The sequence below is a fragment of the Mesorhizobium sp. M7A.F.Ca.AU.002.02.1.1 genome, from assembly GCF_003998535.1.
In the GTDB taxonomy this organism is placed as follows: domain Bacteria; phylum Pseudomonadota; class Alphaproteobacteria; order Rhizobiales; family Rhizobiaceae; genus Mesorhizobium; species Mesorhizobium ciceri.
On the sequence record NZ_RZPB01000030.1, the window covers coordinates 1 to 18,741 of the forward strand.

At 62.8% G+C, this 18,741-nt stretch carries 12 protein-coding genes; 2 read left to right on the forward strand and 10 right to left on the reverse strand.

The genetic code is table 11. The features are described from left to right. The coding region (locus EN879_RS03775; protein ID WP_127273953.1) for a TadG family pilus assembly protein at positions 1–1,610 on the forward strand (1,610 nt) is incomplete at its 5' end. A 10-nt stretch (positions 1,611–1,620) separates the two neighbouring features. Here EN879_RS03775 and EN879_RS03780 read toward each other — a convergent pair. The 10 genes from EN879_RS03780 to EN879_RS03825 all read right to left on the reverse strand — a co-directional run bounded on the left by EN879_RS03780 (position 1,621) and on the right by EN879_RS03825 (position 17,889). Continuing rightward, entirely contained in the window at positions 1,621–3,243 is a 1,623-nt protein-coding gene (locus EN879_RS03780) for an alpha-glucosidase family protein (RefSeq protein WP_013532695.1), read from the reverse strand. Then, positions 3,230–5,245 carry a glycogen debranching protein GlgX gene (gene glgX, locus EN879_RS03785; RefSeq protein WP_013532696.1) on the reverse strand — a complete coding sequence of 672 codons (2,016 nt, stop codon included), beginning with the start codon at positions 5,243–5,245 and terminating at the stop codon, positions 3,230–3,232. Before glgX ends, EN879_RS03780 begins: the two co-directional genes overlap by 14 nt. A gap of 199 nt (positions 5,246–5,444) precedes the next feature. Then, entirely contained in the window at positions 5,445–7,073 is a 1,629-nt protein-coding gene (locus EN879_RS03790) for an alpha-D-glucose phosphate-specific phosphoglucomutase (protein WP_013532697.1), read from the reverse strand. A 3-nt stretch (positions 7,074–7,076) separates the two neighbouring features. After that, entirely contained in the window at positions 7,077–8,522 is a 1,446-nt protein-coding gene (glgA, locus tag EN879_RS03795) for a glycogen synthase GlgA (RefSeq protein WP_013532698.1), read from the reverse strand. Positions 8,523–8,525: 3 nt separating this feature from the next. Beyond that, on the reverse strand, positions 8,526–9,791 hold the full coding sequence (gene glgC / locus EN879_RS03800; RefSeq protein WP_013532699.1) for a glucose-1-phosphate adenylyltransferase: 1,266 nt from the start codon (positions 9,789–9,791) through the stop codon (positions 8,526–8,528). 52 nt (positions 9,792–9,843) lie between these two features. Next, positions 9,844–12,057: a 1,4-alpha-glucan branching protein GlgB gene (gene glgB, locus EN879_RS03805; protein ID WP_013532700.1), complete on the reverse strand. Its 2,214-nt coding sequence runs from the start codon at positions 12,055–12,057 to the stop codon at positions 9,844–9,846. A gap of 108 nt (positions 12,058–12,165) precedes the next feature. Further along, positions 12,166–14,634, reverse strand: a complete 2,469-nt coding sequence (locus tag EN879_RS03810) for a glycogen/starch/alpha-glucan phosphorylase (RefSeq protein WP_013532701.1) — start codon at positions 14,632–14,634, stop codon at positions 12,166–12,168. Between the two features lie 232 nt (positions 14,635–14,866). Next, positions 14,867–15,676: an ATP-binding cassette domain-containing protein gene (locus EN879_RS03815; protein ID WP_224621066.1), complete on the reverse strand. Its 810-nt coding sequence runs from the start codon at positions 15,674–15,676 to the stop codon at positions 14,867–14,869. Then, entirely contained in the window at positions 15,652–16,713 is a 1,062-nt protein-coding gene (locus EN879_RS03820; RefSeq protein ID WP_013532703.1) for an ABC transporter permease, read from the reverse strand. Before EN879_RS03820 ends, EN879_RS03815 begins: the two co-directional genes overlap by 25 nt. A 159-nt stretch (positions 16,714–16,872) precedes the next feature. After that, positions 16,873–17,889: a sugar ABC transporter substrate-binding protein gene (locus tag EN879_RS03825; RefSeq protein WP_024503693.1), complete on the reverse strand. Its 1,017-nt coding sequence runs from the start codon at positions 17,887–17,889 to the stop codon at positions 16,873–16,875. A gap of 228 nt (positions 17,890–18,117) precedes the next feature. On the opposite strand from EN879_RS03825, the gene EN879_RS03830 reads away from it, so the two are divergent. Beyond that, on the forward strand, positions 18,118–18,741 hold a 624-nt coding region (locus tag EN879_RS03830; RefSeq protein WP_164774309.1), incomplete at its 3' end, for an ROK family transcriptional regulator.

Below are 18,741 nucleotides of genomic sequence, written 5' to 3' on the forward strand. Positions count from 1 at the left end.
TGGTGGATCTGGCGGCGATCACCGCCGCCTCGAACATGACCAATGTCAATACAGCGGTCGTTACCACGCTGACCGACAACGGCATGCCAGGGGTTGTCGTTCAAAGCTCGGGACAGACGATCGAGCCGGCGGTCGGCAAAACCGTCGTGACGGTCACGCCCGGGCGATATGTGGCATCCGGGGCCAATGTGGGCCAGCGTTTCCAGGCCAGCATAACCCCCTACAATGCCGTCCGTGTCACCCTGAAGAAGATCCCCGCCCGCTATTTCGCGAGTTCCCTGATCCCCACTCCCGTCATCGGCACCCAAGCCACCGCCAGCATGACGCCACAGGCGACATTCTCGGTCGGATCGAGGCTCGCCAGCCTCGATGGCGGTATCCTCAACGCGCTTCTCGGCGGACTGCTCGGCAGCAACATCTCGCTCAGTGTCATGGACTACAACGCGCTGATCTCCGCGGATGTGAGCGTGCTCTCCTTCGTGGACGGCCTTGCCACACAGCTGAACCTGACCGGCGTCTCGTATTCGGATGTGCTGGCATCGAAGGCGACCGTCGGCCAGATCGCCACGGCCATGGCCAATGTGCCTGGGCTTGGCAACACGGCCAAGGTCGCCCTGCAGACGATCGCGTCCAAGTCGACCAGCACGGTCCAGATCCCGCTCAGTCATCTGGTCGATCTCGGCTCCGTCGGCAAGTTGGGCCTCGGCCAAAGGCCCGCCGGCCTCGGCGTCGACGCCAGCGCCTTGGGAATGCTGACGGCCGCCGCCGGACTGGCAAACGGTTCAAAACAGGTCGACGTCGCCCTCGGAGCCACCATTCCCGGGGTGCTGTCGACCACGCTCGCCATCGCCATCGGCGAACCACCGCAATCCTCGCCATGGCTGGCGGTTGGAGAAGCCGGCACCGTGGTTCGCACCGCGCAAACGCGCATTAAGCTGCTTGTCACGGTCGGCGTCGGCAACCCAAACCTGGGCGGCGGTATCAGCCTGCTGTCGGTCAAGCTGCCGCTGAATGTCGAAGTAGCCTACGCCGAGGCCAAGCTGACCGACATCAACTGCCCGACCGGCCCCGACAGCCTGAAGGTTACCATTGCCGCGAAGCCCGGCATCGCGGCGGTGAACCTTGCCGCCAGCGATGCCGATAACAGCCCCACCGCCTTCGCGGATTTCAGCAACCCGCAGTCGTTCTCCGACGCCAACATCGCGGATGTCAGCCTCAATCTGCTGCTGCTAAAAATCCCGCTAATACTGGTGAAGGGTTCGGCGGGTGCCGACATCACCAACGTCAGCCCGACCAACCTGGTCTTCAACAAAACCGAGATCGCCGCCAAAACCATCAAGACGACGCCGACACGGGACATTACCCAGACGCTGACAACGTCACTGGTCGACAAGTTGTCGCTTTCCGTCAATGCGCTTGGTATCCTCGGGCTTGACGTAACGGCGTTGCTCGGCACCGTGAAGCCAGCTGTGACGACGCTTCTGAAAACCGTGACCGCACCAGTCGACACATTGCTTTACAATCTACTCGATACGCTCGGCGTGCATCTCGGCGTGGCCGATGTCCGGGTCACCGGCGCGACATGCGGACGTGCCGTGCTGGTGCAGTAACGTCGGGATATCAGTCGAGCCTGCCCAAAAAGGCTCCGAGCGCTGGCAGCAAAAGCTCAGTCTCGACGACCGCGGCATTGCCATCCAGCTGCGCAACCGCTCCGATGTCCCCCGGCAACGGCCAATTGGCCGGTCCTCCGGCGAAATTGAAGACACAGAGCAGTCTTTCACCGCCGCCGTCGCGGATGAAAGCGAGCAGGTCACCCTTGGCGTCGAGAAAGCGGATCGAGCCGGATATCAGCGCCTCATGCTCCCCGCGCAAGGCCAGCGCAGCCCGGTAGGACGCGAGCACAGAGACCGTGTCGGCATTCTGGACGTCAACGGCGCGAGCGCGATGGCTGGCCGGTATCGGCAGCCAGGGCCTGGCCGTGGAGAAGCCTGCATTGTCGGCGCCGGCCTCCCACACCATCGGCGTGCGGCACCCATCCCTGCCCTTGACGCCTGGCCAGAAGCGGATGCCGACGGGATCGCGCAGATCTTCATAGGCCAGCTCCGCCTCCTCCAGCCCGAGTTCCTCGCCCTCGTAGAGGCAGATCGAGCCGCGCAGGCAGGCGAGCAGCATGATCGAGAATCTTGCGACCGCGTCGGGCTCGCTGTCCGGCCTTGTCCAGCGGCTGACATGGCGCGCCACGTCATGGTTGGAGAAGGCCCAGCAGACCCAGCCGTCGGAGACGGCCGCCTCGAAGGCTTCGACGCAGCCACGCACATGCGCAGCCGAGAACTGCGGACCGAGCAGGTCGAAGGTGTAACACATATGCAGCTTGTCGCCGCCTGAAGTGTAGGCCGCGAGCGTCTGCAGCGAGCGGCCTTCATCGCCGATCTCGCCGACGGCGGCGCGGTCGTCATATTCGTCGAGCAGCGCCCTGAAGCGGCGCAGGAACGCCAGGTTTTCCGGCTGCGTCTTGTCGAACAGGTGCTCCTGGTAAAGGTAGGTGTTGGTCTCGCTGTTGGTGCCGGCGACGCTTGATGCCAAGGGTGGATTGCTGCGCAACCAGCGGTCGTGGACATAGTAATTGACCGTATCGAGCCGAAAACCGTCGACGCCGCGCTCCAGCCAGAAGCGCACAGTTTCCAGAAGCGCGTCCTGAACCTCCGGATTGTGGAAATTCAGATCGGGCTGCGAGGGGAGGAAATTGTGCATGTAATACTGCCGGCGGGTAGAATCCCATTCCCAGGCCGGGCCACCGAAGACGGAGAGCCAGTTGTTTGGCGCGCTGCCATCTGGCTTGGTATCGGCCCAGACATACCAGTCGGCTTTGGGGTTATCGCGGCTGGCGCGGCTTTCGACAAACCAGTCGTGCTTGTCGGATGAATGCGACAGCACCTGGTCGATGATGATCTTCAGGCCGAGACGATGCGCCTCGGCGACCAGCGCATCGAAATCCTCGAGCGTGCCGAACATCGGATCGACATCGCAGTAGTCCGACACGTCGTAGCCCATATCGGCCATCGGCGACTTGAAGAAAGGCGACAGCCAGATGGCGCCGACACCGAGCGAGGCGACATGGGCGAGCCTCGATGTGATACCGGCGAGATCGCCGCTGCCATCGCCGGTCGTGTCCTGGAAGGAGCGCGGATAGATCTGGTAGATGGCGCAACCGCGCCACCATCCCTTCTTGTCACTCGCCGCCATTGCGCTTCTCCCTTGTGCCGGCCTGCGCTCGTTCGATCATGAAGATCATCGTCCGCCCGGATATTGGCCGCGAGATATCCGCCGCATCCGGCGCTTCGATAGCTGGGGCCCAGAAGAATCCGTCTCGTTCAGGCAAGGTGAACATGCAGGCCCGGCGATCGCCGTTGACAAGCACCGCAAGACGGCGGTCGTCATCGCTGGCGCCACTCAGGACCATGACAAGACGGTGCCGCTGCGGATCCTGCCAGCTCTGTTCATCGAGCGGCGCGCCCGTCTCAGCAAGCCATGCGACGTCCGGTATCTCCGAACCTGCCGGCGGCTGGCCAGTGAGGAAGCTTGTGTCGGAAAGCGCCGGCATCGATCGGCGCAGCCTCGAGAGTTCCGCCGTGTAGCGCTCCAGCGCCTGGTCGCGGCCGGCCCAGTCGAGCCAGGTGATCTCGTTGTCCTGGGCATAGGCGTTGTTGTTGCCTTGCTGGGTGCGGCCGAATTCGTCGCCCGCGGTCAGCATGATGGTGCCGCGCGAGGCAAACAGCGCGGCGAGCAGAGCGCGCTGGTCGTTCTGGCGAGCCGCTGCCACGGCCGGGTTGTCCGCATCACCTTCCACGCCGTTGTTCCAGGACAGGTTTTCATTGTGGCCGTCGCGGTTCTGCTCGCCATTGGCTTCGTTGTGCTTGCGCTCGTAGCGCACGATGTCGGCGAGCGTCATGCCGTCATGGGCGGCGATGAAATTGACACTGCGGCTGGCGCCTTGCCCGTTCGCGGCAAACACATCTGACGAACCGGCGAGCCGGGTCGCCAGGGCGCCGACCATGCCGGCGTCGCCACGCCAGAACCGTCTTACATCGTCGCGATACTTGTCGTTCCATTCGAGGAAGGGCGCTGGAAAATTGCCGAGCTGATAGCCGTCGGGGCCGATGTCCCACGGCTCGGCGATCAACACGCGATCGGCCAGCAGTGCGTCATCGCGCATCGCTCTCAGCAGCGGCGCCTCGGCATCGAATGTGCCCTCGACCCGCCCCAGAATGGGAGCGAGGTCGAAGCGGAAGCCATCGACACCGGCATCCCTGACGAAATGGCGAAGCGTGTCGAGGACCATCTCCTGGACCACAGGATGGTCGCAAGCGACTGTGTTGCCGGTACCGGTGTCGTTGGCCAGCCTGCCATCAGGTGTGTGCCGGTAGTAGGCCTGGTTGTCGAAGCCGCGCAGCGACAGCGTGGGACCAAGCCTGTCGCTCTCGCCGGTGTGGTTGAAGACGAGGTCGAGGATGACGCCGATACCAGCCTGGCGCAGCACAGCGACCGTGTTTCGCAGTTCCATGATGCCGCCCGGCGCAAGGCGCGGATCGAGGGCCATGAACGTCACGGGATTGTAGCCCCAGGCGTTGCGCAGCCCGAGCGGCGGCAGATGCCGTTCGTCGATCGACGCGGTCACCGGGATCAATTCGACCGCGCCAACGCCGAGTTTTTTCAGGTGCTCGACGATCGCCGGTTGAGCAAGTGCGGCGACTGTTCCGCGCAATTTTTCGGGAACGTCCGAATGCAGCATGGTGAAGGCGCGCACCGGAATTTCGTAGACCAGGCCGCCGGCGCGGAAGAGCGGCGGCGCAGCCTGCACAGGCTTCGGTAGCGCAGCCGCGATCGCCTTCGGCATCAGCGACGCGGTATCGCCCCCCTCGCCCCGGCGATCGGCCAGCCGCCAGTCATAGGCATAAGGCCTGTCAATCTCGACGGCGTAGGGATCGGTCAGCAATTTGTCGGGGTCGAACCACAGTCCATGCTCCGGCGCATAGTCCCCGTCGGCGCGGAAACCGTAGCGGGTTCCGGAGCCAAGACCTGCAACGAACAGCGCGTGGACGCCCTCGCCTTCCCGCTGCAGTTCGAGCCGTTCGATTTCCCGCATGCCCTGCTCGTCGAAGATCGAGACCCAAAGCCGACGGGCGGCCTGCGACCAGGCGGCAAAGCGGATGCCTTCGCGGGTGACTGTGGCGCCGAGCTGGGTCATGCCCGCGCCTCACCTTCTCCCCTCGCGGGAGAAGGTGGATCGGCGCGCAGCGCCGAGACGGATGAGGGGTGTTGAAAGGAACGCGGCGTTAGTGATCTGGACATCGGTTTGCGCCAAGCTGGAGCACCCCTCATCCGACCGAGCTTCGCTCGGCCACCTTCTCCCACAAGGGGAGAAGGTGAAACGCGCGCAGCCACTCTCAAGTGATCACGCTCGGCTTGGGGCGGCCGGTATGGCTGTGAATCCCGGCAATATCGTCAGCCGCGGCAATCAGATCGGCAAGGGCGGCCTGGGTGTCGAGATCGTGCCGAGACTTGTCCGGCTCGTAGCGCTCGATGTAGACGCGCAACGTCGCGCCCGACGTGCCGGTGCCGGACAGCCGAAAGACGACCCGCGAACCACCTTCGAACAGAACCCTGATGCCCTGATGCTCGCTGATCGAACCGTCGACCGGATCGTGATAGGCAAAATCGTCGGCACTGGCGATTTTCAGGCCGCGCACGCTGGTGCCAGGCAGCGAGCCGAGCTTGGCACGCAGTTCGTCGACCAGCGCGTTGGCGCGGTCGCTCTCGACCTCTTCATAATCATGCCGCGAATAGTAGTTGCGACCGTAGGTCGCCCAGTGCTCGGTGACGATCTGCTTGCAGCTTTCGCCACGCGCGGCGAGGATGTTGAGCCACAAAAGCACCGCCCACAGGCCGTCCTTTTCGCGGACATGGTTGGAGCCGGTGCCGGCACTCTCTTCACCGCAGATCGTCGCCATGTCGGCATCGAGCAGATTGCCGAAGAATTTCCAGCCGGTCGGAGTCTCATAGATGCCGACGCCGAGTTTTTCAGCAACGCGATCGGCCGCGCCACTGGTCGGCATCGAGCGTGCAATGCCTTTCAAACCGGCCTTGTAGCCGGGCGCCAGACGCGCATTGGCGGCGAGCATGGCGACCGAATCCGACGGGGTGACGAAAATGCCCTTGCCGATGATCAGATTGCGGTCGCCATCGCCATCCGAGGCGGCGCCGAAATCCGGTGCGTCCGGTCCCATCATCTCGTCATAGAGGTGCTTGGCATGGACGAGGTTAGGGTCCGGGTGATGGCCGCCGAAATCCGGCAGCGGCTTGAAATTGCGGCAGGTGCCATTGGGCGCGCCGAGCCGGTTTTCCAGGATCTCCTTGGCGTAGGGACCGGTCACCGCGTGCATGGCGTCGAAGCGCATGCGGAAGCCGGACTTGAAGAGTTTGCGCAGGGCGTCGAAATCGAACAGGCTTTCCATCAGCGCGGCATAGTCCACGACCGGATCGATGATCTCGACCGTCATGCCGGCGGCCTTGACCGTGCCTGTTGTGTCGATGTCGATCGGATCGATATCGGCGATCTTGAAGCTCGAAATCGCCTTGGTCTTTTCGAAGATCGCGTCGGTGAGCTTTTCCGGCGCCGGGCCGCCATTGCCGGCATTGTACTTGATGCCGAAATCCTCATGCGGGCCGCCCGGATTGTGGCTGGCCGACAGGATGATGCCGCCGAAGGTCTTGTATTTGCGGATGACATGCGAAGCGGCTGGCGTCGACAGGATGCCGCCCTGCCCGACCATCACCTTGCCGAAGCCGTTGGCGGCTGCGATGGCGATGGCCTTCTGGATGACCTCGCGGTTGTAGAAGCGGCCGTCGCCACCGATCACCAGGGTCTTGCCCTTGAAACCGTCGAGCGCGTCGAAGATCGACTGGATGAAATTCTCGGCATAGTGCTCCTGCTGAAAGACAGGCACCTTCTTGCGCAGGCCCGACGTGCCGGGCTTCTGGTCGGAATAAGGCTTGGTGGGAACGGTCCGTATCATGCTTCAGGCAACCCTTTTCGAAAGCAGCGAACGATAGAGTTCGACGTATTTTTCCGCGCTCTTGTCCCACGACACATCGGCTTTCATGCCCTGGCGCTGCAGTGATTCCCAGACCGTCGGACTGGCATGGGCGTCGACGAGGCGGCGGATAGCGTGCAGCAAGGCGCCGCCATTGTTGGGCGCGAACTGGAAGCCGGTGGCGACGCCGGCAGAGACGGCAGCCTCATTGGCGTCGATGACCGTGTCGGCGAGGCCGCCGGTGCGCGCGACCACCGGCACGCAGCCATAGCGCAGGCCGTAAAGCTGCGTCAGCCCGCACGGTTCGAAGCGCGAGGGGATGACGATGGCGTCGCAGCCGCCCTGCATGATGTGCGACAGCCCCTCGTCGTAGCCGACGACGACGCCGATGCGGCCGCGATGCCTGGCGGCGGCGGCAAGCAGCGCGCCTTCGAGACCGGCATCGCCCGATCCCAGGATGGCGAGCCGCGCACCCGTCGCGACAATGCCGTCGACCACCAGCGCCAATATGTCCATGCCCTTTTGCCAGGTCAGGCGGCTGACCACGCAGACGATCGGGCTGTCATCGCGCTCAAGGCTGAAGCGATCCTCCACGGCAGCCCTGTTGGGTGCGCGCGCCTTCAGCGTGCTGCCCGTGTAGTTGGACACCAGATGCTTGTCGGTTTCCGGATCCCAGATGCCGGTGTCGATGCCGTTGACGATGCCATGGAGATCGCTGGAGCGCATGTTGATGAGGCCGTCGAGGCCCATGCCGAATTCGGGCGAGCGGATTTCCTGCGCGTAGGTCGGACTGACCGTGGTGATCGCCCAGGCGGCCTGCAGGCCCGCCTTGAGGAAGCCGACACCACCATAATATTCGACGCCGTCGAGCGCCATCGCCGCCGCCGGCAAGCCAAGCTCGCCGAAAATGCCGGCGCCGAACTGGCCCTGGAAGGCGAGGTTGTGGACGGTCATCATCGAAGGCACGCCGACCGCCTTGCCATAGCGCATATAGGCCAGCGTCATCGCCGACTGCCAGTCATGGGCGTGCACGATGTCGGGCTGGTAGCCCGAGATGGCGCCGCCGGCGATGTCGCCGCCGACCTGGCTCAACGCCGCGAAACGCCGCCAATTGTCTGGCCAGTCGACGCCGGTCGCATTGCCATAGGGGCCGCCGGGACGGTCGAACAGATGCGGCGCATCGAGCACGAACAGTTCGAGCCCGGCGAGTTGGACGGAATGGACAGAGGCCTTGCCGCCCTGCAGCAAGGGGTATTGCAGAACCGCCCGCTTTTTCTTGAAGGCAGCCATGACGGTCGGAAAGCCGGGCATGAGCGTGCGCACGGTCACGCCCTTGGCCGCCAAGGCAATGGGCAGCGCGCCGGTCACGTCGGCAAGCCCACCGGTCTTGATGAGCGGGAAAATTTCCGGCGTGACCGACAGAACCTGCATGCGTCAGAGCCCCAGCTTGTCGATCATGTCCTGGGTGACCAGGCAGATGCCCTTTTCGGAAACGCGGAAGCGCTTGGCGTCGAGAATAGGATCTTCGCCGACCACCAGCCCTTCCGGTATCCTAACACCATGGTCGATGACCACGCGCTTCAACTTTGCGTTCCGGCCGACATGAACGTCGGGCAGCATGACGACTTCTTCGAGCGTCGAATAGGAATTGATGCGCGCGCCGGTGAAGATCAGGCTTTTTTTCAGCGAAGCCCCCGAGACGATGCAATCGCCCGAAACCAGCGAAGACACAGCCGAACCGCGGCGGCCATCCTCGTCATGCACGAACTTTGCCGGCGGCTTCAATTCGGCATAGGTCCAGATCGGCCAGTCGCGGTCGTAGAGGTCGAGTTCCGGCGTGATATCGGTCAGGTCGATATTGGCTTCCCAATAGGCGTCGACCGTTCCGACGTCGCGCCAGTAGGCCTCGTTCTCGGCGGTCGAACGGACGCAGGACTTGGCGAAGCGGTGCGCGATCGCCTTACCGTGCTGGACGATATAGGGGATGATGTCCTTGCCGAAGTCGCGGCTCGAGCCCGGCTCGGCCGCATCGCGGCGCAACTGCTCCATCAGAAACTTGGTCTTGAAGACGTAAATGCCCATCGAGGCCAAGGCAAACTCCGGCTTATCGGGAATGCCGGGCGGATCGGCGGGCTTTTCGACGAAGGCGATGATGTTGTCCTTGCCATCGACATGCATGACGCCGAAGCCGGTGGCTTCCATGCGCGGCACTTCGAGGCAGCCAACGGTGACGTCGGCATTGGCGTCGACGTGCTGGCGAAGCATCATCTCGTAGTCCATCTTGTAGATGTGGTCGCCAGCCAGGATGACCATGTATTCGGGTCCGTAGGCCTCGATGATGTCGATGTTCTGATAGACGGCGTCAGCCGTGCCCTCATACCACTGCGTTTCCGAGACGCGCTGGCTGGCCGGCAGGATGTCGAAGCTTTCGTTTCGCTCTGGGCGCAGGAAGTTCCAGCCGCGCTGCAAATGACGGATCAGCGAATGTGCCTTGTACTGGGTGGCAACGCCGAGGCGTCGAATGCCGGAGTTAAGCGCGTTGGAGAGCGCGAAGTCGATGATGCGCGTCTTGCCGCCGAAATAGACGGCCGGCTTGGCACGCCGGTCGGTCAGTTCCTTGAGGCGGCTGCCACGGCCGCCGGCCAATACATAGGCCATGGCATCGCGCGCCAGCGGCTGGGTCCGTTTCAAGTCTGCCATTTCTACCCTCCCAAGTTACTCGATCTCGACATGTTACTCAGTGTCGATGGGTTCAGTCGGCGACGAGCTCGAGCATGATCGTGGACAGCGGCGGCAAGAGCATCGTCGCGGCGATGCTTCCTTCCTCCGCCCGTGCCTCGACCATGCCGCCATTGCCCTTGCCGGAACCGCCATATTCAGAAGCGTCGGTGTTGATGATCTCGCGCCATTTGCCTGATGTCGGCAACGGCACGCGATAATTATCGCGCGGCACCGGCGTGAAATTGGAAATGACGGCCACCGGGCTGCCGCCCGGCGCGCTGCGCAGCCAGGCAAAAACCGAATTCTGGCTGTCGTCGACGATCAGCCAGGAAAACCCTTCCGGTTCGCAGTCGCGGCCATGCAGCGCCGGGCGCGAACGGTAGAGATAGTTGAGATCGCGCACCGTCTGCCAAACGCCGCGATGCGGCCGGAATTCAAGCAGGTTCCAGTCGAGCGCGCGCGCCTCGCTCCATTCGCGGCGCTGCGCGAACTCCTGCCCCATGAAAAGCAGCTTCTTGCCGGGATAGCCCCACATGAAAGCGTAGTAGGCGCGTAGCGTCGCAAACTTCTGCCAGTCGTCGCCGGCCATCTTGCCAAGCAACGTGCCTTTGCCGTGCACAACCTCGTCATGCGAGAGCGGCAGCACGAAATTCTCCGAGAAGGCGTAGGTCAGGCCGAAGGTGAGGTCGTTGTGGTGGTGCTTTCGGAAGATCGGCTCCTTGGAGAAATACTCCAGCGTGTCGTGCATGAAGCCCATATTCCACTTGAAGCCGAAGCCGAGGCCGCCTTCATGCACCGGTGCCGAGACCTTCGGCCATGAGGTCGATTCCTCGGCTATGGTCATGACGCCCGGATGATGGCCGTAGACCTCCTTGTTCATCTTCTGCAGGAAGCTGACCGCCTCGAGATTCTCGCGGCCGCCCTTCTCGTTGGGGATCCATTCGCCGGCCTTGCGTGAATAGTCGAGGTAGAGCATCGAGGCGACCGCGTCGACGCGCAAACCGTCGACATGGTATTTCTCGGCCCAGAACAGCGCATTGTTGACCAGGAACGACACCACCTCGCGGCGGCCGAAATTGTAGATCGCGGTGTTCCAGTCGGGATGAAAACCCTTGCGCGGATCGGCATGTTCATAGAGCGCGGTGCCATCGAAATTGGCCAGGCCATGCGCGTCGACCGGGAAATGTGCCGGCACCCAGTCGAGGATGACGCCGACGCCGGCGCGGTGGGCGCCATCGACGAAACGGGCAAAGCCGTCCGGGTCGCCAAAGCGGGCCGATGGCGCGTAAAGGCCGGTCGTCTGGTAGCCCCAGGACGGGTCGTAGGGATGTTCAGAGATCGGCATGAATTCGATGTGGGTGAAACCGGTCTCAACCACATAGGGGATCAGCCGGTCGGCCAACTCGTCCCATGACAGGAACGTTCCGTCGTCGCGAAGCTGCCAGGAGCCGGCATGGACCTCGTAGATCGAGATGGCTTCTCGCCGGTGATCGGCATTGCGCCAGAAATTGCGATGCGCCTCGTCGCCCCACTCGTGCGCCGGCGGCACCGCCACGACCGAAGCAGTAGCCGGACGCAGTTCGGATTTGAAGGCGAACGGGTCGGCCTTCAGCGGCAGCCTCACACCATCGGGGCCGATGATCTCGTATTTGTAGGGTCGTCCGGCACCGATGTCGGGTATGAACAGTTCCCAGATGCCGGTGTCGCGGCGGTCTCGCATGGTGTGCCGGCGGCCGTCCCACTCGTTGAAGTCGCCGACCACCGAGACGCGCCGCGCATTGGGAGCCCAGACGGCGAAATGCACTCCGGTGGCGCCTTCGTGATCAATGACATGGGCGCCGAGCTTATCGAACAGCCTGAGATGCGAGCCTTGGGCGATGTAGTAATCGTCCATCGGGCCCAGCACCGGACCGAACGAATAGGGATCGGTCAGCCACCAGTCGCCGCCGGCGTTCCTGGCATGATAGCGCAGGGGTTGCCGCTTCTTGATCGAGAGCTTGCCTTCGAAAAAGCCGCCATCGTTGCGCCTGGACAGTTCACCCGCGATGGTGCCGGTCAGCGTGTAGGCGGTGACGAATTCGGCATTCGGAACAAAGCACCGGGCATACAGGCTCTTGCCGACCTCATGGACACCAAGGACGGCGAAGGGATCTCCGTGCGTGCCGGCAACAATCGCCGCAACATCGCCGGCTGGCGCCAGTCCATCCGGCCCGCTTGTCGCAGCGGTCGCGCGCGGCTTCTTCATCAGGCAGTGTCCCTCCCCGGGCACCAAGTGTTTGTTTCTAGTGATGTAAATCCAACATTCAAATTCACATCACCGGGACCACATTGTTTGCGGCCTCATGCAATCACATCAGACAGGCACGTTCCAGATTTCTTTCGCATATTGGCGGATCGTGCGATCGGAGGAGAACCAGCCGACACGCGCAACGTTGCGGATTGCCCGGGCGTACCAGTCGGGACTGTTGCGCCAGACCGCATCGACCTCACGCTGGGCGGCGGCATAGGCATCGAAATCGGCGGCAACCATGAACCAGTCGCTGTTGTAGAGACCGTTGATGAGATCGCGGTAACGCTCCGGATCGTCCGGCGAGAAGACGCCTGACGAAACAGCCGCAACCGCTTGCGCCAGCTCAGGCGAGCCTTCGATGACGGCGCGCGGATCGTAGCCGTTGTTGCGCCGCTCGGCGACCTCGGCGGTGGTCAGGCCGAAGATGAAGATGTTGTCGTCGCCGACGCATTCCTTGATCTCGACATTGGCACCGTCGAGCGTGCCGATGGTCAGCGCACCGTTCAGCGCGAACTTCATGTTGCCGGTGCCCGACGCTTCCATGCCGGCGGTCGAGATCTGTTCGGACAGATCGGCGGCCGGCATCATGATCTCGGCAAGGCTGACATTGTAGTTCGGCACGAACACCACCTTCAGCAGACCGCGCACGGCCGGATCGCGGTTGATGACCTTGGCGACATCGTTGGCGAGTTTGATGATCAGCTTGGCATTGTGGTAGCTGGGCGCCGCCTTGCCGCCGAAGAATTTCACGCGCGGCATCCAGTCGCGCTCGGGATGCGAGCGGATCTGGTCGTAGAGGGCAATCGCCTCGAGGATATTCAGAAGCTGGCGCTTGTATTCATGGATACGCTTGATCTGGATGTCGAAAAGCGCCGAGGGATCGACCTTGATGCCGAGCCGGTCGGCGACGAGGTTGGCCAGCCGCGCCTTGTTGGCTCGCTTGACGGCGGCGAACTTGTCGCGAAAGGCGGCATCGCCGGCGAAACCGTCGAGATCCTTGATGGCGTCGATGTCATCGAGAAAGCGGTCGCCGATCGCCTCGCGGGCAAGCGACGTCAGCCCGGGATTACACTGGATCAGCCAGCGCCGCGGCGTGATGCCGTTGGTCTTGTTGTTGATGCGATCGGGATAGAGCTTGTGCAGATCGGCGAACACCGTCTCCTTCATCAGGTCGGTGTGAAGCGCCGAAACGCCGTTGATCGAGTGCGAACCGACAAAGGCCAGATTGCCCATGCGCACCCGGCGGTCGCCATTTTCCTGGATCAGCGAGATGCGGCCGATCTGCTCGTCCGAGAACTGGTTGGACGCACGCGCCTCCAGAAGCACTTCAGCGTTGATGGCATAGACGATCTGCATGTGGCGCGGCAAAAGCCGCTCGAACAGCGGCACCGGCCAGCTTTCCAGTGCCTCGGGCAGCAGCGTGTGGTTGGTGTAGCCGAAGGTGCGCTGGGTGATGTCCCAGGCCTGATCGAAGTCCATGCCGTGGACGTCCATCAACAGGCGCATCAACTCCGGCACAGCGATGGCCGGATGGGTGTCGTTCAGGTGGATCGCAGCCTTGTCGGGCAAGGACTTCAGGTCGCCATATTGGCTGAGATGGCGCTGAACGATGTCCTGCAGCGATGCGGTGGAGAAGAAATATTCCTGCCGAAGCCGCAGTTCCTGCCCGGCCTTGTGGGAATCGGCGGGATAGAGCACGCGCGACAAGGCATCGGCCTTGTTGCTTTCGGCGAGCGCGCCGATGTGGTCGCCGGCATTGAACTTGTCGAGCAGGATCGGATCGACCGGCATGCCCGACCAGAGCCGCAGCGTGTTGACGCGGTTGGCCCGCCAGCCGACGACGGGCGTATCATAGGCGACGGCCAGCACATGCTCGGTCGGCTTCCAGACATGGCGTTCGAGGCGTCCGTCCTTGGAGGTGATCGATTCCACCGAACCGCCGAAACCGACCTCGAACGAGCGCTCACGGCGTTCGAATTCCCACGGGTTGCCGTGATCGAGCCAGGTTTCAGGCAATTCGACCTGCCAGCCGTCGTGAATCTCCTGGCGGAACATGCCGTTGGCATAGCGGATGCCGTAGCCATGCGCGGGAATGTCGACGGTCGCCATGCTTTCCATGAAGCAGGCCGCAAGCCGCCCGAGGCCGCCATTGCCAAGTGCGGCATCCGGCTCGAGTGCGGCGATGAGATCGAGATCGACGCCCAGGGACGACAGGGCCTCGCGCATGTTGTCCATCAGGCCGAGATTGGAGAAGGCGTCGCGCATCAGGCGGCCGATGAGGAACTCCAGAGACAGATAATAGACGCGTTTTTCCTTCTGATCGTACGCCTCCTTCGTCGCCTGCATCCAGCGATCGACGATCCGGTCGCGCACGACCTTGATCGAGGCGGTCAGCCAGTCGTACTGGGTCGCAACGGCGGTATCCTTGCCGACCCGGTATTTGAGGGCCACCAAGACTTCACGTGCGAGTGTCTTGGGATCAGGATTTTCGAGCAGTGGAGGAAGGGGTTCGGATGTCATCGCGCTCGTCATGATGCCTCTCGTGCGGTTGCCATGATCATACCGGCTTTCATCGCTCCTCCCAGCCCATGCTAGCTGATACCGCTATATATTCAATCGATTTAAACATGCCCGAACCGGCATGCCCCCTGCGGCAATTTGGCAATTCGCAAGTGTGACGCGCCAAGACGGTCGCGCGACGCGCTTCAAATTCCTGTTCCGTGCCTGCCGTGCCGCCAACCCTCCAGCACTTGGGCGACATGTATCAGGCCGCCAGCGCTGCCTCGGGCGGAACCTTTGCTCCGGTCATGAAGGCCACGGCATCGGACATCGTATATTGCTTGGGATCGATGACGCAGAGGCGACGGCCGAGCCGGTGGATGTGAATGCGGTCGGCCACTTCGAACACATGCGGCATGTTGTGCGAGATCAGCACGATCGGCAGGCCGCGCTTCTTGACGTCGAGGATCAACTCGAGCACGCGGCGGCTTTCCTTGACGCCAAGGGCGGCCGTCGGCTCGTCCATGATCACCACACGACTGCCGAAGGCGGCCGCGCGCGCCACCGCAACGCCCTGCCTCTGGCCCCCCGAGAGCGTTTCCACAGCCTGGCTGATGTTCTGGATGGTCATCAGGCCAAGCTCGGTAAGCTTGTCGCGGGCGCGCTTTTCCATCGCCGGACGGTCGAGCATACGCAGCCAATCGCCCAGAAAACCCGGTTTGCGGATCTCGCGGCCAAGGAACATGTTATCGGCGATCGAGAGCGCCGGCGACAGTGCCAGATTCTGGTAGACGGTCTCGATGCCGGCTTCGCGTGCCTCCATCGGCGATTTAAAGGCGACGGGTTTGCCTTCAAGCCGGATCTCGCCTTCGTCGGGCACGGCCGCGCCGGAAATCGCCTTGATGAGCGACGACTTGCCGGCGCCGTTGTCGCCGATGACGGCGAGGATTTCGCCGGGATAAAGGTCGAAGTCGGCATTGTCGAGGGCGGTGACACGGCCATAGCGCTTGATCAGGCCACGCGCGGTGAGGATGGGCTCCTGGGTCATGGTCATGCCGACACCTTTCTGATCCATTGGTCGACTGCCACGGCGCCGATGATCAGCACACCGGTGAGCAGCACCTTCCATTGCGGATCGGCGCCCAGCATGTTGAGGCCCATGGAAACGACGCCGACGATCATCGCGCCGAACAGCGTGCCCAGGATGGAGCCGCGTCCGCCGAAGAGGGAAATACCGCCGATCACCGTCGCGGTGATGGCCTGCAGATTGTAGTCGGTGACGGCAGCCGACGGCGAGATCGAGCCGTTGCGGCCAATGGAGACCCAGGCCGCGAAAGCGGCGATCAGGCCGGCCAAGGTGTAGACCGTCATCAACACCTTCTTGGTCTGGATGCCCGACAGCTTCGCCGCCTCCTGGTCATCGCCAACGGCGTAGACATGGCGGCCCCACGCCGTGTGATTGAGCACGTACCAGAGGATCATCACGAGCAGGACCGTGGCAATGACGCCGAGCGTCAGCACCGCAGTGCCGACCTTGAAGCTGATGGCAAAGAGATGCAGCAGCGGCGCCTGGGTATCGACGTCGGTGTCGCGGATCGTCTCGTTGGCCGAATAGATGAAGTTCGTGGCCATGACGATGTTCCAGGTGCCAAGCGTCACGATGAAGGGTGGTAGCTTCATGTAGGCGACAAGCACCCCGTTGAGCAGCCCGCAGGCGGCGCCGGCGGCAAGCCCGATCGCCACTGCGAGCGCGCTCGGCATGCCGTAGGAGACCGCGCAATTGCCCATGATCACCGCTGAAATCACCATGATCACACCAATCGACAGGTCGATGCCTGCGGTCAGGATGACCAATGTCTGCGCAGCCCCCAGAATGCCGATGATGGCGATCTGCTGCAGGATAAGCGTCAGCGTGTAGGACGAAAAGAAACGCCCACCGATGGTGATGCCGAAGACGATGATCGCCAGAACCAGGACGATCAGCGGCACCGCGGCCGGCGTCGAATGCAAGAAATGCTGGATACGCTTGACGGCCGATTTGTGCTCGTCAAAAGCAGCAACGCTGGTGTCGCTGCTCGAGAGAACCTTCTCGAATTCCTGAGCTTGAGCCATGTTTTCTCCCCGTAGGCTTCAGCCAAACGCCGACGCCAGTCCACGCCTTTCCGGTCTGCTGCCGGGATTGTTCGCGGTCACGCGAGCCATCGTCCACCCGAAGCAGCCGGGGATCAAGCCCCGACCGCTCAGGTTCCTTGGATGCCGGTCAGAACGGCATCAGCCCCAGCACTTGGCGAGGCCTTCCTTGGTGTCGATGGACTTGACGCCGGTGGCCGGCTTGTCGGTCACCAGGTTGACGCCGGTGTCGAAGAAGTTCTTGCCTTCGGTCGGCTTCGGCTTGGTTCCGTCCTTGGCAAAAGCGGCGATCGCCTCGATGCCGAGTGCAGCCATCTGCAGCGGGTATTGCTGCGAAGTGGCGCCGATGACACCTTCGGCCACCGACTTCACGCCGGGGCAGCCGCCGTCGACGGAAACGATCAGCACCTGGCTTTCGAGGCCGACAGCCTTGAGCGCCTGGTAGGCGCCGACAGCGGCGGGCTCGTTGATGGTGTGGATGACGTTGATGGTGTTGTCCTTCTGCAGGAGGTTCTCCATCGCCTTGCGGCCGCCCTCTTCGTTGCCGTTGGTGACGTCATGGCCGACGATGCGCGGATCGGTCTCGTCGCCGATCTTGTTGGGATCTTTTACATCGATGCCGTAGCCCATCATGAAGCCTTGGTCGCGCAGCACGTCGACAGTCGGCTGCGAAGGCGTCAGGTCAAGGAAGCCGATCTTGGCGTCCTTGGCCTTGTCGCCGAGCGTGGCGGCGGCCCAGGCCCCGATCAGCTTGCCTGCTTCGAGATTGTCCGTCGCGAAGGTCGCATCGGCGGCGTCGATCGGATCGAGCGGCGTGTCGAGCGCGATCACCAGCAGGCCGGCATCACGCGCTTTCTTCACGGTCGGCACGATGCCCTTGGTGTCGGATGCGGTGATCAGGATACCCTTGGCGCCATCGGCGATGCAGCTTTCGATCGCCGCGACCTGGCTCTCGCTGTCGCCGTCGATCTTGCCGGCATAGGTCTTGAGGTCGACGCCGAGTTCCTTGGCCTTCGCGGTCGCGCCTTCCTTCATCTTGACGAAGAAGGGATTGGTGTCGGTCTTGGTGATCAGGCAGGCGCCGACACCGGCCGCGGATGCGGACGAGGCAAACGCCATCAGCCCCAGAGCCGCGGCGGCAAACACGGTCGATTTCAACAATTTTGTATTGGTCACGATTTTCCTCCCAGTGGAACCATTCCGATGCCGGCCAACCGGCACCTGCAGCGCATCCAACGAAATTCTCCCAGCGTGGACGCTGCCTTAACAGACACCAGGCCGAAGCCCGTGTCAATAATTAAATCACTCTTATTTATTATTGACAGCATTGCTTCGTTCACCCATTCTGGCCCAAAAGCATTGAGGGGAAACGACGGGAGGAACAGGGTGGAAACGGCCATTGCGAGGCACGGTTCGCCCGAGGTGAATGACAGTCTCATTCACCGCGGCACCAACCAGAGCGGCATGCGCGACCACAATGAGCGGTTGGTGCTGTCGCTGGTGCGTCAACACGGCAGCCTGGCAAAATCCGACATCGCCCGCATGACCGGACTTTCGGCGCAGACGGTTTCCGTCATCATGCGCGAGCTGGAGGAAGAAAGCCTCCTGCTGCGTCAGGCGCCGTTGCGCGGCAAGATCGGCCAGCCTTCCATCCCGATGGCGCTCAATCCCGAAGGCGCTTTCTTCATCGGCCTGAAGATCGGCCGCCGCAGCGCTGAACTGGTGTTGATCGACTTCCTTGGCAATGTCCGTTCGATGCTACAGCATTCCTATCGCTACCCGGCGCCGCGCGAGACGGTGGACTTCGTCAGCAACGGCATGCGGCAGATGCGCGGCGAGCTGACGCCCGCGCAAGACAAGCGCATCGCCGGGCTGGGCATCGCCATGCCGTTCGAATTGTGGAACTGGGCCGATACCGCCGGCGCCCCGCGCGACGTGATGGACGAATGGCGTCACCGCGACATCAGGGCCGACATCCAGGCGCAATGCGATTTTCCGGTCTATTTGCAG